Source organism: Guptibacillus hwajinpoensis (genome assembly GCF_020171785.1).
GTDB lineage: Bacteria > Bacillota > Bacilli > Bacillales > Guptibacillaceae > Guptibacillus > Guptibacillus sedimenti.
In genome coordinates this window covers 105,371-120,433 of record NZ_JAIVAE010000011.1, presented here as the reverse complement: position 1 = coordinate 120,433, position 15,063 = coordinate 105,371, and the positions used below count along the sequence as shown (strand labels likewise).

The 15,063-nt window shown below is 38.7% G+C and carries 16 protein-coding genes and 1 pseudogene; 5 read left to right on the top strand and 12 right to left on the bottom strand.

Annotated features, from left to right (window positions below):
• Window positions 1-5 precede the first annotated feature (5 nt).
• The 3 genes from LCL91_RS16655 to LCL91_RS16645 are packed head-to-tail and all read right to left on the bottom strand — an operon-like array spanning window position 6 to window position 2,059.
• Window positions 6-422, bottom strand: a complete 417-nt coding sequence (locus LCL91_RS16655; protein ID WP_224883950.1) for a Fur family transcriptional regulator — start codon at window positions 420-422, stop codon at window positions 6-8.
• Window positions 423-439: 17 nt separating this feature from the next.
• Entirely contained in the window at window positions 440-1,279 is an 840-nt protein-coding gene (locus LCL91_RS16650) for a metal ABC transporter permease (protein ID WP_098444265.1), read from the bottom strand.
• Between the two features lie 3 nt (window positions 1,280-1,282).
• Entirely contained in the window at window positions 1,283-2,059 is a 777-nt protein-coding gene (locus LCL91_RS16645) for a metal ABC transporter ATP-binding protein (protein ID WP_160918751.1), read from the bottom strand.
• Between the two features lie 143 nt (window positions 2,060-2,202).
• On the opposite strand from LCL91_RS16645, the pseudogene LCL91_RS16640 reads away from it, so the two are divergent.
• Window positions 2,203-2,718 (top strand): annotated as a pseudogene (locus LCL91_RS16640) (hypothetical protein).
• Window positions 2,711-2,920, top strand: coding sequence for a hypothetical protein (locus LCL91_RS16635; protein ID WP_224883949.1), 210 nt, complete (start codon window positions 2,711-2,713; stop codon window positions 2,918-2,920). The pseudogene LCL91_RS16640 and the gene LCL91_RS16635 overlap by 8 nt, the downstream one beginning before the upstream one ends.
• An 85-nt stretch (window positions 2,921-3,005) precedes the next feature.
• On the opposite strand, the gene LCL91_RS16630 is transcribed toward LCL91_RS16635, so the two are convergent.
• Both LCL91_RS16630 and LCL91_RS16625 read right to left on the bottom strand, forming a co-directional pair.
• Window positions 3,006-3,806 carry a lytic transglycosylase domain-containing protein gene (locus LCL91_RS16630; RefSeq protein WP_224883946.1) on the bottom strand — a complete coding sequence of 267 codons (801 nt, stop codon included), beginning with the start codon at window positions 3,804-3,806 and terminating at the stop codon, window positions 3,006-3,008.
• A 78-nt stretch (window positions 3,807-3,884) separates the two neighbouring features.
• Window positions 3,885-4,751, bottom strand: a complete 867-nt coding sequence (locus tag LCL91_RS16625; RefSeq protein ID WP_098444269.1) for a YitT family protein — start codon at window positions 4,749-4,751, stop codon at window positions 3,885-3,887.
• Window positions 4,752-4,900: 149 nt separating this feature from the next.
• Here LCL91_RS16625 and LCL91_RS16620 point away from each other — a divergent pair, with 149 nt between their 5' ends.
• Window positions 4,901-5,161 carry a DUF2624 family protein gene (locus LCL91_RS16620; RefSeq protein WP_098444270.1) on the top strand — a complete coding sequence of 87 codons (261 nt, stop codon included), beginning with the start codon at window positions 4,901-4,903 and terminating at the stop codon, window positions 5,159-5,161.
• 26 nt (window positions 5,162-5,187) lie between these two features.
• On the opposite strand, the gene LCL91_RS16615 is transcribed toward LCL91_RS16620, so the two are convergent.
• Both LCL91_RS16615 and LCL91_RS16610 read right to left on the bottom strand, forming a co-directional pair.
• Window positions 5,188-6,081: a deoxyribonuclease IV gene (locus tag LCL91_RS16615; RefSeq protein WP_224883944.1), complete on the bottom strand. Its 894-nt coding sequence runs from the start codon at window positions 6,079-6,081 to the stop codon at window positions 5,188-5,190.
• 134 nt (window positions 6,082-6,215) lie between these two features.
• A complete protein-coding gene (locus LCL91_RS16610; protein ID WP_098444271.1) occupies window positions 6,216-7,493 on the bottom strand; it encodes a DEAD/DEAH box helicase in 1,278 nt (425 codons plus the stop codon).
• Between the two features lie 304 nt (window positions 7,494-7,797).
• Here LCL91_RS16610 and LCL91_RS16605 point away from each other — a divergent pair, with 304 nt between their 5' ends.
• Window positions 7,798-8,391 (top strand): YqfQ family protein, encoded by a 594-nt coding sequence (locus LCL91_RS16605; protein ID WP_224883943.1) that lies wholly within the window; start codon window positions 7,798-7,800, stop codon window positions 8,389-8,391.
• A 93-nt stretch (window positions 8,392-8,484) separates the two neighbouring features.
• Window positions 8,485-9,429 carry a 4-hydroxy-3-methylbut-2-enyl diphosphate reductase gene (locus tag LCL91_RS16600; RefSeq protein ID WP_224883941.1) on the top strand — a complete coding sequence of 315 codons (945 nt, stop codon included), beginning with the start codon at window positions 8,485-8,487 and terminating at the stop codon, window positions 9,427-9,429.
• A 31-nt stretch (window positions 9,430-9,460) separates the two neighbouring features.
• On the opposite strand, the gene LCL91_RS16595 is transcribed toward LCL91_RS16600, so the two are convergent.
• The 5 genes from LCL91_RS16595 to LCL91_RS16575 all read right to left on the bottom strand — a co-directional run bounded on the left by LCL91_RS16595 (window position 9,461) and on the right by LCL91_RS16575 (window position 14,899).
• Window positions 9,461-10,582 (bottom strand): Nif3-like dinuclear metal center hexameric protein, encoded by a 1,122-nt coding sequence (locus tag LCL91_RS16595; protein ID WP_224883939.1) that lies wholly within the window; start codon window positions 10,580-10,582, stop codon window positions 9,461-9,463.
• Window positions 10,579-11,289: a tRNA (adenine(22)-N(1))-methyltransferase gene (locus LCL91_RS16590; RefSeq protein ID WP_224883937.1), complete on the bottom strand. Its 711-nt coding sequence runs from the start codon at window positions 11,287-11,289 to the stop codon at window positions 10,579-10,581. Before LCL91_RS16590 ends, LCL91_RS16595 begins: the two co-directional genes overlap by 4 nt.
• 137 nt (window positions 11,290-11,426) lie before the next feature.
• Window positions 11,427-11,789, bottom strand: coding sequence for a cytochrome c550 (gene cccA / locus LCL91_RS16585; protein ID WP_098444276.1), 363 nt, complete (start codon window positions 11,787-11,789; stop codon window positions 11,427-11,429).
• A gap of 217 nt (window positions 11,790-12,006) precedes the next feature.
• Complete coding sequence (locus tag LCL91_RS16580; RefSeq protein WP_224883935.1) at window positions 12,007-13,662, bottom strand: AMP-binding protein; 1,656 nt, start codon at window positions 13,660-13,662, stop codon at window positions 12,007-12,009.
• A 97-nt stretch (window positions 13,663-13,759) separates the two neighbouring features.
• Window positions 13,760-14,899: an acyl-CoA dehydrogenase family protein gene (locus tag LCL91_RS16575; RefSeq protein ID WP_224883933.1), complete on the bottom strand. Its 1,140-nt coding sequence runs from the start codon at window positions 14,897-14,899 to the stop codon at window positions 13,760-13,762.
• Between the last annotated feature and the right edge of the window lie 164 nt (window positions 14,900-15,063).

Sequence of the window (15,063 nt, the reverse complement as noted above, 5' to 3'; positions counted from 1 at the left end):
CGCTTTTAATTTACTTGACATTCGTCACAGCGTCCATACACCTCAAATTTATGACCAGTTACTTCAAACCCTGTATCCCCCACTGGAATAGCTTCCATAGGACAAGAATCAATATGACGTGTTTTTCCGCAGTCCAGGCAAATGAGGTGATGATGATGACTTTGTGTTGCACAGCTAAGTCGATAGCGCTTTTCACCATTCCATTCCGTCTCTTCTAAAATAGTTAGGTCGGTAAATAGCGTCAAATTTCGGTAAATCGTATCTACGCTCATCCCTGGATAACTTCTCTGCATATGGTTCAGTACATCTCTCGCGGAGAGATACCTCTTCTCTTTAGCAAATAACGTCACAAGATCTTCGCGCTTCTCCGTATATTTATAGCCTTGTTCTTTTAAAATACGCAATGCTGTAGAGACATTCATACTTCCACCTCATCATGTTAAGATTTCCATTGTTTAATTCGTTTTACCAAAAGTACGAACAGTAAAATAAATGCTGATAAAAGAACGATTGTTCCACCTGGCGCGATATCAAGATAATAGGCCAGGACAAGTCCTCCAAGTACAGCCATCTCACCGAAAATGATTGAATAGGCAATCGTCTGCTTAAATCCACGTGCAATTCGAATGCTAGCGGCCACAGGAAGCGTCATTAGTGCAGAAACCAATAAGACCCCTACAATTTGCATTGAAACAGCAATTACAAATGCCACGAGTAAAATAAAAATGAAATGAATCCATTTTGCCCTTACCCCTGATACAATTGCTTGTTCTTCATCGAATGAAAGGAAAAACAGTTCTTTATATAATAGCGTTACGACAATAACGACAATCACACTAATGATTGCAACTGCCATTAAGTCACTTCGACTAATAGCAATAACACTTCCGAATAAATAATTAAACAAATCCGAATTAAATCCATCTGCTAAAGATAAAAAGACAACCCCTAGACCAATGCCACCAGACAGCGTAATCGGAATAGCAAGCTCTTCAAAATGTTTATATACTTTACGAAGCTGTTCGATAAATAACGAGCCCGCTGCTGAAAAACCCATTCCCATATAAACAGGATTAACACCTTGCCAAAATGTAGAATACTTGCCCAGAAGCAGGCTAGCGGCAATTCCAGCAAGTGTTATATGTGATAAGGCATCTGCAATTAATGCCTGTCTTCTAACAACGATAAATACCCCAAGAAGCGGTGCAATAACTCCAATTAAGATACCTGCCATAAAGGCATTCTGTAAAAACTCAAATTTCCATAAAGCTTGAATCATTTTCTAAAAGCCTCCATGATCATGATCGTGACTTAATACATGAACATGATGGCCATAAAAACCTGATAATTCACGTTCATTAAACTGTTCAAATTCATTCGTTTCTCCATGAAAATGAAGCGTTTTGTTTAGACAAGCAACGTGCGTCACTTTGTCCGTAATCGTTCCGATATCGTGTGTAACAAGCAATAAGGTAATCCCATTATCCTTATTCAGCTTACCGAGAAGCTCATAAAAATCACTTGTAGAATTCGCATCTACTCCTACTGTCGGTTCATCAAGAATCAGGATTTCCGGTTGACTGACCAATGCTCTTGCAATAAATACCCGTTGTTGCTGGCCGCCTGAAAGTTCCCCAATATTACTGGATGCAAAATCACTCATTCCAACTAATTGCAGAGCATCCATGACTGCCTTACGATCATTTGTTTTCATAAATTTGAATAAACCCAGTTTGCTTGTCAGTCCCATTGAAACAACTTCAAAAACAGAAGCAGGAAAACCAGAATTAAAACTATTGGCTTTTTGTGAAACATAACCAATCTTACTCCAGTCATGAAATTTACTCATTTTTTTACCGAAAATATGAACAGAACCTTTTTGAGCTTTTAATAAACCGAAGATAATTTTAATTAAAGTTGATTTTCCAGATCCATTCGGTCCCACCAATCCAACAAAGGCCCCTTGAGGGATCGAGAAAGTAATATCCTCTAGTACATTGCCATCTCCATAATGGAAAGAAATGTCCTTAAGATCAATTAAATTATTAGAAGTACTCATTTTATTACCTACCATCTATAAGAATCATTACGATTTACATTATGTAGTATACATGACATCAGGAGTGTTTGTAAATTTAAAATACCGATGTCACTTCCCTTTTTCATCTTCATGTATAATGAAAACAAAATTCATTTTTAGAAATGAATTTCACCTTGTCTCGAAAATCTTATTATGCTGTCATCGATATGGGATCCAATACGATTCGGCTTGTTATCTATAAATTAAATTCATTCGGTGAATTACAGGAAGAACAAAATCTCAAAGTTACAGCTCGTTTGCGCTCCTATCTTGAAGAAGACTTAACAATTAATCCAGAAGGTTTAAATGTCATCCTCACGACTTTGCAGCACTTCCAAACCGTCACAAGATCGTATGACTTAAAAACAGTTAACTTAATTGCAACTGCAGCTGTCCGACAAGCGAAAAACCGAAGTGCGATTATGGGATTAATAGAGAATGAAACAGATTTCAAAGTTAACATTCTAAGTGAAAAAGAAGAAGCTTACTACGGTTATCTTTCTGTCATTTAGTCCACAAACCTTCAAGATGGCTATACAATTGATATAGGTGGAGGCAGTACGGAAATCACTTATTTAGAAAATCGTCAAATGAAGCATTACCACAGTTTTCCTTTTGGAGCTTTTACGAATGGATAAGCGAATTGAAATCTTATTTCCTATACTCCAATCCAATTTAAAGGAAAAAGTAAAATTAACGTTAGACCTGATTCTAAAGGATAATGAGAAAGCAAGAGTTCAGGATAGTAATGGTATTTATCACTATGTTGAAAGAAATACAAATGAACCCCCCATTAATAGTCAACAAAAATTAATGCAGAATCCATTTTCTTATTTATAAATACTAAACCATCAAAAAAACCCTCTAGTTTAAAGTAGAGGGTTTTTTCGCTTCCATTATGAACGAAGCGAAGGTGCTATTTCAACTACATATCATGGTTACTAGCCATTTCTTGAATCTCGTCTGAATAACCACTTCTAGGTGTTCCTTCATTTGCTACATAGGTTTTTAATCCACCGATGCCACGGTTATAAGCCGTCAGCGCTTCATCCCAATTATCATATTTGTCATAAAGATAATCAAGATAAGTGACAGAAAGGGTTATTGAAAAATAAGGGTCAAATAATTTTTCTTCTGAGTAGTCAATACCAGCCATATCAGCAATCCACGGGGCGGTATTCTTCATAAATTGAGCCATGCCATACGCATGCCCATATTTTGTTTCTGGACCGATAAGCTCTGGATCAAACGTATTACCTGTTTCTACCTTTAGAAGCTCATAAGCAATTGCAGGATCAATATCTACTTTCATTGACTGGTAAGTTAGAAATAACCCCCACTTTTTGTTAAACTTTCCTTCACTGTCATTATAAAATTGCTCAGAGTATGCTTTTGCTTGTTTCCATTCTTCTACACTCACTGATTGCGTACCGAGTGAATAGCCCGTTTCTTTCTCTAATCTAGTTATCGCTGTCTGTGTTTTGATCTGATCGTTCTGGGAAGATTTTTGATCCAACTCCCCAACCGTTGTTTTCGCATCGGCAACTTGTTCGTTAAAAAAGTGAAATTGTACGAGAATGATAGCTAGTACAAGTGTTAGAACAATAGCAGTGATCATTGACAGAGTTTTTTTTAGGTTGTTTTGAATAAAGTTGATAGTGTTGCACTCCTTTACAACTGGTTTTAATAAAGCTGAAGAGCACCAGTTAAGTTTATACCCTAACATTTATATCTCAAACCTTTCTACTATTTTGCTCAGCAATGAACATCTTTATATAAGAAAAAAGGCCCCAATTTAAGGAGCCTAATGAATTGGTGATTTAAATTTTGCACCTCTCGTTTCCTGCGTATTCATAATCGTAAGAAATGCATGGGGGTCAATATCATAAATAACACTTTTAAGCTTTGTAACCTCAAGACGAGTGATAACCACGTAGATTACTTCTTTTTCTTCATCAGTATAACCACCCTTGCCAACCAGTTTTGTTGTTCCTCTACCAAGTCGATCAAGGATCGCATCAGAAATCTCCTCATATAAATCTGATACAATTAATACTGCTTTTGTTTCATCAAGACCTTGAATGACAGTATCTATTGTTTTAAATGCAATATAATACGCCATTACAGAATACATGGCATTTTCCCAACTGAATACAAAACCAGCCCAGGTAAAAATAAAAATGTTTGTAAACATAACAAATTCGCCAATTGAAAAAGGGATTTTTTTTGTTAAGAGAATACCTAATATTTCCGTCCCATCCATTGAGCCTCCATGTCGAATAACTAGCCCAACTCCAAGTCCTAAAGTTAGCCCACCAAACACCGTACCCAAAATTGGCTCAGTGGTAAATGGCGCAGTATGATGAAGAAGCGTTTCAAAAGTCGCAAGCCCTATAATTCCAAATAGGGTTGAAAATGCGAACGTTTTTCCAATTTGTTTGTAGCCATAATACATAAACGGAAGATTTAAAACAACCACTAAAATAGCAAAATTAAAGGGTGTGAGGTGATCGAGAATCAGAGAAACGCCAATTATTCCTCCATCAATTAATTGATTAGGAACAAGAAACAATTCAATAGCGGCTGCAGCGAGAAAAGCGCCAATCATAATCATAAGTAAACGGTAAATTAAGTGCGTTTTACTTTCTTTCCTATGCTGTTTTTTTTCCATTACACCCTCCAGAAAGTTCCAAAGTAAAATCTTATTACTTATTATATTAAAATTCTCTTTGTACTAAAAGACATGAAAGCTTCTTATACAATTTTGAACACCATCACAAGGAGGATGCATAGTATGAGATAGGCAAAGGGGGCATCGTGATGAATCCAATACAACTTCAACTTGTAAACTTCAAATTGAACCGTATTACGGCTGAAGAATTACTTCAGCTATCTAAACAATATGGTATTACACTTACCACAGGAGATGCAAAGAAAATTGTCCAAATATTGAAACAAGAAAATATCGATATTGCAAATCAAACACAGCGAAAGCGCATTTTATTGAAAATAAGCCGTGAAGTTAGTCCTTCCGTTGCGTCACGTGTAAATAAGTTAATGTTATCTTTTTTAAATCAATAACAAAAAACCGCTGAAGCGGTTTTTTGTTAGACAGTCATTAACTTGTTTTTTAAATCATCATCAAACTTCTTATTACGAAGCATTTCAATCTCAAGTTTATACGGCGCTTTCTTATTTTTCTTATCTTCTCCTACATACGGTGTTTCTAGGATTTTGGGAATTTCTTTTAATTGCGGATGATGAATCACTTTATTTAGAGCGTCAAAACCAATATAACCAAAACCAATATTTTCATGGCGGTCTTTCGCTGCCCCACATTCATTTTTACTATCATTTACGTGAAGAACCTTCAATCGCTCGATCCCAACAATACGATCGAATTCATTTAATACACCGTCAAAGTCATTAACAATATCATAGCCCGCGTCGTGAGTATGACACGTGTCAAAACAGACAGATAGCTTCTCATTATGCGTCACACCGTCAATAATTTGAGCTAGCTCTTCAAAGTTTCTTCCACATTCAGATCCTTTCCCTGCCATTGTCTCTAAAGCAATTTGTACTTCTTGCTCCGGTGTAAGAACTTCATTTAATCCTTCAATAATCTTCTGAATCCCTTTGTCTGCCCCCGCTCCTACATGAGCACCAGGGTGTAAGACAATTTGACGGGCTCCTAGAGCATGGGTCCGTTCGATTTCGGAACGAAGAAAATCAACTCCAAGCTGAAATGTTTCTGGCTTCGTTGTATTCCCAATATTAATAATATACGGAGCATGTACCACAATATCCTGAATGCCATGTTCCTTCATGTGAGCTGCGCCCTGTTCAATGTTGAGTTTTTCAATCGCCTTACGTCTTGTGTTCTGAGGGGCACCCGTATAGATCATAAAAGTTGTTGCACCATATTTCACAGCTTCTTCACTTGCTCCAAGTAGCATTTTATCTCCACTCATTGAAACGTGAGATCCTATTTTTAACATAATCTTCAGCCCTTCCCTTTTTAACTTTGTTTCCATTCTACTGATTTGATGACACACTAGCGACATCACATCCAACGATAGCATTTATCATAATAAAGCAGACAAAAACCCTCTGTATTAAGAGGGTTTTTGAGTTATTTTCTACGTTGCTTTTGCTGAATTCTGTCACGCTCTTGTTGCATTTTCTTTTTGTACCCTGGTTTAACTTTCTTTGGCTTTGGTACAAAAACGTCCGGCTTTGATGAAGTAGGTTTTTTACGAGGAGTTACAGGTTTCGCTTCTACCCATTCCCCGTTCTTTACCTCTTTATATGCAATACTGATTCCCTTTGCTGACAGCTTTTGAATCGCTTGTTGATCGGAAGGCTCTGCAAGTGTATAAGCAATTCCATCCTGACCTGCACGTGCTGTTCGACCAACGCGGTGAATATAGAAATCAAGATCTTTCGGTAATTCAAAATTTATAACGTGCGACACGCCTTTTATGTCAATCCCTCGTGAAGCAAGGTCTGTCGCTACGACATACTGACATTCAGCTTCTTGAATTTTCTTCATAATTTGCTTCCGTTGACGAGCTTGAACACCGCCATGAAGTCGCTCTACATTATGCCCGTTCTCAATTAAAAAGTCAGCTACTTCATCAGCCGTTTGTTTCGTATTCGTAAAGACAAGAGCTAAATAAGGGTTGATGGCTTTTGTTACATTAAGCAGCAACTCTTTCTTCTCACGATATCGGGCTGGTATAAAAATATTTTCTACTTTATCAGCCGTTACCTGCTCAGCATTGACTTCAACAAATTTAGGGTTGTCCATATATTTCTTCAAAAATGGTTGCAGACTCTTTGGAATTGTTGCAGAGAATACGAGCATTTGTAATTCTTTTGCCATTCTTGAAGCAATATAATCCACATCTTCAATGAAACCCATATCTAGCATCTGATCAGCTTCATCTACTACGAGCATAGTTGCCGGAAAAACGCTTAAGGCTTGCTCTTCAACAAGGTCTTTAATTCTTCCTGGTGTTCCAATCACGATATGTGGCGTATTTTTCATCCGACTAATCATGCGTTTCCGATCCGTTCCACCTACGGCTTTTTTGATGGAAATCGCTTCTTCTTCTGAAAGCGGCTCGATTAATTTTAATGCCTCATTATATATTTGATCAGCTAGTTCGCGAGTTGGTGCTGTAATCACGGCCTGACATTCATTCTTCTCACGGTCAATACGATGAATAAGCGGTAAAAGAAAGGCAAGTGTTTTACCTGATCCCGTTTGTGATTGTCCAATTGCACTCTCACCATTACGTATAGCTGGCACAAGTCTCTCTTGTATTTCAGTTGGTCTTGTGAATTTCTGAGCTTCTAGCGCTTCAATTAAGAATGGCTTAAGCTCTAATCTATCAAATTGTTTCATTATCGTTGTTCCTCCATCCATTAATCCACTTTGTATTATAAAGCAAATTCACGTAAAGCGCCATACGTTCAGAAAAGACCTTCCACTCTGATTTTGCATGCACTGTCATATAATAGAAATCTGACGTTTCCTACGCATTTATTTAAGAAGCGATTCCATGCTTAAAGAAGGCAGATTTGATTCAAAAACTTTTCTATTATTTGTATTGCCCAATATTGAACCTTCTCACACCTTCTATTTTTTCAGCATACCTTAATAGTACCAACAGTTTATTTTGGTCAAGTTATAAGAAGGAGGGTATGACATGAATCAATTTCCTCCCTCCCCTCAAAGTGGTCCGGGTCCTGGTATGGGCTTTCCATTTTCCGGCGGAGGGTTTCAAGGTCCCGGCCCAGGCTTTTCACAGCCTCCACAAACAGGAACTGGAGGACTATTATCAAGGTTTTTAGGCGGTGGCGGAACGCAAGCAGGTGGACTCCCTATGCCTCCAGGTTCATTTCCAGCAATGCGCGGGGCGATACCTGGTTTTCCTCAGCAGGCTGGAATGTTATCTCGATTTCTTCCAGGTGCCGGCCAGGGTGGTATGGATATGATGGGCATGATCCAAAATGTTCAAAAAGTGATGCAAGCTGCCGACACAATTAAACCTATGGTACAGCAATACGGACCAATGGTAAAACAACTGCCCGAAATGATCGCTTTATTTAAAGAATATCAAAAATCTTCAGGGGAAACAGAAGATGATGAAGAAAGCGAAGCAGACGAAACACCTAAGAAAGCAAAGAAATCTTCTAAAAAAACAAAAGGTAAAACCCCTCCAATAACAAACGTAAAGAAAAAATCCAAACCGGTTTCAAATGAACAAAGTATTAAATCAAAACCTAAACTCTATGTTTAACTAACGTGTTTCGTTGAGTTATCTCGATATCTCCTTTATAATTAGGAGAGATCAGTTATACAACAATCCATCCATGGATTGAGGAGGTACTCGATGAAAGTAACTAAAATTTCACCTAGAGGTTATTGCTATGGTGTTGTGGATGCAATGGTCATTGCACGCAATGCAGCGCTTGATAAAACTTTACCGCGCCCGATTTTCATTCTCGGGATGATCGTTCATAATAAACATGTAACAGATGCTTTTGAAGATGATGGCATTATTACCCTTGATGGACCGAACCGTATGGAAATTCTTAAGAAGGTAGAATCCGGAACGGTTATTTTCACTGCTCATGGCGTTTCGCCTCAAGTTCGTGAGCTAGCTGAAGAAAAGGGGTTAACTGTCCTTGATGCTACTTGCCCCGATGTGACGGTAACACATGATTTAATTCGTGAGAAACAACAAGAAGGCTATCACGTTATTTATATTGGTAAAAAAGGACACCCCGAACCTGAAGGAGCCATGGGAATCGCTCCTGAAATCGTGCATCTTGTTGAAAAACCAGAAGAAGTCGATGCTCTTCAAATTAACAGTGAAAAGATTATTATTACAAACCAAACGACAATGAGTCAGTGGGATGTACAAGAAATTATGGAAAGAGCGACTGAACGATATCCGCATGCCGTTATCCATAATGAAATTTGTAATGCTACTCAAGTACGTCAAGAAGCCGTTGCCGAACAGGCTGGTGATACAGATTTAGTTCTTGTCGTCGGAGACCCAAAAAGTAATAATTCGAACCGCCTTGCGCAAGTATCAATTGAAGTTGCAGGAACACCTGCATACAGAATTACCGACATTTCAGAATTACAACTTGAGTGGCTCAAAGGAGTTGAAACAGTCGGTGTGACTGCTGGAGCTTCTACTCCAACTCCAATTACGAAAGAAGTGATCCGTTTTCTTGATCAATATGATCCAGAAAATGAAGATACTTGGGTACGGGAAAGAAAGGTACCTTCATCCAAAATCCTTCCTAAAGTAAAAGTGAAAAAGTAACAAAAAATCCCGCCAGTAATGGCGGGATTTTTTATCTAAATTGAAATGGATCAGTTTTTTCTTGAGAGGAAATAATCTCTGTTTCATATCGCTTCTCTTCTAGAAAAGCTAACAATTTCTTACGCACGCCCTCGATCATGATTTTTTCAATATTATGTCCTGCATCTATGATTTGGAGCCCTTCGATCATAGCATCATGTGCGACGTGGTAATAAATATCACCTGAGACAAAAACATCTGCTCCACTAAAACGAGCGGCGTTTATAAATTTATTACCGTCTCCACCTAATACAGCTACCTTTTTAATCGTAGATTGGAGATCTCCGACAACCCGAACGCCACCTGCACCAAGCTTTTCTTTCACAAAACCGGCAAAGCTTTCTAAGCTCATCTCAGTTTCAAGTTGACCAATTCTTCCTAGACCTAACTTTTCTGGTTCATTATCAAGTGGATAAATATCATAAGCTACTTCTTCGTATGGATGCGCCTTCTTTATAGCATTTATGATTGCTGCTTGGTGATCCGCATAGAAGATACTTTCAATTTTCACTTCATCTACGGATTCTAAAGCGCCTGCCTTACCAATGAACGGCTGTGCATGGTCAGTTGGCTTAAACCTTCCTGTCCCTTGAGAAGTAAAGGTACAGTCACTATATTCTCCTATAGAGCCAGCTCCCGCGTTAGCAAGAGCATTTCTTACCTCTTCCTGGTGAGATGCCGGTACAAAAACGACAACCTTTTTTAGCTCTCTCTGAAATGTTTCCACGAGAACGCTTGTATCTTTTAATCCTAACGCTTCTGCCAGCATATCGTTCACACCACCTGGGGCCACATCCAAGTTCGTGTGAGCAGCATACACTGCAATATCATGCTTAATCAGCGTTTCAATCATTTTCCCTTGAGCTGTATCTAAATTGATTTTTTTTAGCGGTCGATAAAGAATAGGATGATGCGCTATGATTAAATCGACACCTTCATTCACCGCTTCTTCAACAACATTGGGAAGCACATCAAGTGCAGTCATGACTTTCTTTATTTTCTTGTTAAGACTGCCAACCTGTAGCCCGATCGGGTCTCCCTCTTCTGCATATTTCTTTTTAGACCAGGATTCAAATTCTTGAATAATTGCCTGTCCTGAAACTAGCTTACTCATGAAAGAACCTCCTTAATAATGTCCCGTTCATTTTTTACCTGTGCTTCTTTATCTGAAACACCGTGTGTTTTTGTTAACGACGTTAAGATCCGTTCCCTCTTCGATAATTCATTTTGCCACTTTGTCCGGAAGGCTTCGTTTTGATTTTTTAAAAGTATCGGACCAACTAACATACTTTTTCGTAGCTCTTTATCAGACATTCCTTCATAAGGACGCTTTCCGTTTCCTGCATCGAACACAAGAACTTCGTACACCTTATGATCTTCTTCAAGAATGCATTCATCAACTAGCTCCCAATCTAAATCGGAAAGTCGTTCACGGAGAAGATGTGCAGCCACATTGGGTTGTAGAACAAGTCGCTTTACGTTCGCTAACTTCTCTCTTCCCTCTAGTAAAATATCGCGAATCAATTGACCGCCCATTCCAGCAATTGTAATAACATCTACTTCTCCAGGAGAAAGTACTTCAAGACCATTACCTTTACGCACTGTGATTTCTCTCGTGAAGCCGCTACGTTTAACTTGGTTAACGGCTGATTGATATGGACCTTCATTTACCTCACCTGCTACTGCAAACGTGATGTGCTGTTTATTCATTAAGTAGCAAGGTAAATACGCATGATCAGATCCGATATCCGCTACGCTACTTCCTACTGGAACAAAGTTTGCTACCGTTTTTAAACGCTCTGACAATAATTTATCGTTCATTTCTTCACCTTACCCAATTTTCTTCTTTATAGTTTACCCTTTACCATTTATTGATAACAGAAATTCGCATCAAAAGGAATTAGGTTTTGTTCCAAATAGAAAAGCTTCCTGTTCTCACAGAAAGCTTTTTTCGCTTCTTATTTTTTCTCGGAAAGCCACTGAGCAACTGCTTCAGCCTGTTCTCCTTGAATGAGTCCCGCAGGCATTCCGGAGCCTTTACCATTATTAATAATGTCGAGAATTTCATCCTTGGAGTACTTTCCTCCAACCGCATTTAGAGCTGGTCCTACCTGGCCACCAAGATCACCACCGTGACAAGATGCACAATTTTGAGCGTAAATATCTTCAGGTGCAGCTGCTTCAGCCTGTTCTTGCTTTTCACCTTCGCCCTCAGCGCTCTCTTTGCCGTCCTGTTGCAATGCCCAGAAAGAAACACCAATAATGAGAATTAATCCGATAACGGCTGTCCAAGCAAATGGAATAAGCGGATTCTTTTTCATTTCTTTTCCTCCTTGTACCGATTCGCTGATGTCGTTTTCCCCAAATATGTAAGAGTAAACAAATCATAACTTATTTTACTTGAAAACGCTATGAAAGAAAAGGGGAAGCGAGGCAAATCACATATTTGTCATAGTTATTCACTCTATCTCTATGATAGCAAATTTTCTCAATAAAACAAACGGCATCAGCACAATTACTGATGCCAGTTCATATCATTTATTTTTCTAACTTAGAATTAAGATTAGTCCACTTTACCGCGGTTTCACGGAGTTTATACTTTTGGATCTTTCCAGAAGCAGTCATTGGATAGTTATCGACAAAAAAGATATGAGACGGGATTTTATATCGTGCAATTTTCCCTTCACAAAAATGAAGAATATCGGCAGGGGTGATCGTTTCATTCTCTTTCAATTGAACACAAGCTACAACGATTTCGCCATATTTCTCATCTGGAACACCAATAACTTGAACGTCCTGAACAGCAGGATGTGTATACAAAAATTCTTCAATTTCACGAGGGTACACATTCTCCCCACCACGAATAATCATATCTTTTAAACGCCCTGTAATCTGAACATACCCGCTCTCATTCATTTTCGCTAAATCTCCGGTATGTAGCCAACCGTCCTGATCAATTACCTGCTTCGTCGCATCAGGCATGTGATAGTATCCTTTCATCACATGGTAACCTCTTGTACATAATTCTCCTATTTGATTTTCCTGAACTTCTTTACTCGTTAGAGGATCTACAATTTTAACCTCAACACCAGGTAAAGCCTGACCAACAGAATTTACTCTGTATTCAACCGGGTCATACGTTCTAGTTTGGGTAATAACAGGAGAAGATTCCGTTTGACCATAAGCAATCGTAATTTCTTCCATATTCATTTTGTTCATCACATTTTTCATCACTTCAATTGGACAAGGGCTTCCAGCCATTATTCCGGTCCGCAAAGATCGCAAATCAAAGGTATCAAATTCAGGAAGATTGAGCTCCGCAATAAACATTGTCGGTACACCGTGTAGGGCTGTGCACTTCTCCTGTTCCACCGTCCTCAATACAAGATTCGCCTCAAATTCGACAATCGGAACGATGGTAGCTCCTGCTGAAAAAGCAGCTAAAGTACCTAATACACAGCCAAAACAATGAAAGAATGGCACAGGAATACAAAGACGATCTTCTTCTGTTAATTTCATACACTGGCCAATCTGATAGCCGTTATTAAGGATATTGTAATGAGTAAGCATAACACCTTTTGGAAAACCAGTAGTCCCTGACGTATATTGCATATTGATCACATCATCAGGATCAAGCTCTTTCTTTCTTATATCCAACTCCTCTTCTGACGTTGATTTACCACATTGAATGAATTCATTCCATGACATAAAAGAAGATTGTGGATTTGATCCGATATAAATCGCATGTTTTAAATAAGGGAGATCATGCAAGGCACATTTCCCATTAATAACCTTGTCACCACTTTTGGTCAGATCAAGAAAGGCCTTTGGATAAGAAGTACCTTTGAAACCATCAATTATAAATAGATGAGTGGCATCAGATTGCTTGAGAACGTACTCTAATTCAGTTGACTGATAGTTCGTATTCACAGTAACAAGCACCGCACCTATTTTAGCAGTGGCAAATTGCAATAGTAGCCATTCTGGTACATTTGTTGCCCATACGGCAATATGCTCTCCTTTGACCACACCTAAATCAAGCAGCGATTTGGCAACTGAATTAACTTCCCTATTAAATTCACTGAACGTGTACCGAATATTTTCTTTTGCATATACGACAGCTTCTTTCGAGCCAAATTGATGAACCTGTCTCTCAAGCATCGCCCCAATTGTCTCATGAAGCAATTTTGTCATAGTCGCACCCCTTTTTAATTACCATGTTATAATTCGCATGTACACTGAATCAAATGTAATTCCTAACACATCTCTTCTAACCGAGCGCTCGTTCAGTTTAACAACCAATTTCACGAGCAATGACCATTCGTTGAATCTCTGATGTTCCTTCGCCAATTTCAAGTAGTTTCGCGTCTCTAAAATAACGTTCAACATGATAATCACGCATATAGCCATTTCCACCGTGAATTTGAACTGCCTGGTCGCAAACTTCCATACAGATTTCTGAAGCATATAATTTGCAGATAGAGGCTTCTTTTGTGAACTTTTTACCCTGGTCTTTTAACCAGGCAGCTTTGTATACCATTGTACGAGCTAATTCTATTTTCATAGCCATGTCTGCTAATTTAAATTGTATGGCTTGAAAACGTGAAATTGATCGACCAAACTGCTTCCGTTCATTTGCATACTGTAACGCCTTCTCATAAGCTGCCTGAGCAATTCCTACACCCATAGCACCAATCCCTATCCTTCCACCATCAAGCGTCATAAGGAATTGTCTGAAGCCATCTCCACGCTTCCCAAGTAGGTTCTCCTCCGGTACGACGACGTCTTCCATAACAAGTTCCGTTGTATTCGACGAATGCAATCCTAATTTCTCATAATTATCAATCACTCTAAAGCCAGGTGCGGAAGTAGGCGCAATTATCGCGCTAATTTCTTTTTCGCCGTCTTTACGATTAGTAATCGCCGTTAATGCAAGATGATCGGCGTAAGATGCATTTGTAATATAGCACTTATTCCCATTAATAATCCACTGGCCATCATTGAGAAAGGCTTCTGTTTCTGTCCCTCCCGCATCTGATCCGGCATTAGGCTCTGTTAATCCGAATGCACCCAATGACTCTCCTGAACAAATTGGTGCAAGGTATTTTTGTTTCTGTTCTTCTGTGCCAAAGAGGTGGAGCGGTGCTCCTCCAAGCGATACGTGAGCGGAATAAGTAATTCCAGTTGACCCGCACGCACGACTTAATTCTTCTACGACAATGGCAAAGCTTATTGTATCTGCTCCCCCACCACCATACTCTTCCGGAAATGGAAGACCCATAATACCCAGTTCACCGAGTTGTTGAAAAATCTCTTTAGGAAACCTCTTTTCCTTATCTCTTTGTTCTGCACCAGGCGCAACCTTCTCATCTGCAAACTCTCTAATCATCTTTTGAATCATTTTTTGCTCTTTCGTTAAGTCAAAATTCATTACCATATAACCTCCTATAAATGCCACCAAATTGAATGCGCTTACATTTTATTATCTCTTTTAGAGGCGATTTTTTCAACATTTTAGAAAATAAAAATAATTTTATATATTATTTTTTTGTTACTAAGACTCTAAAGCCTATTAGGACAAGAGGCAGTACTTTT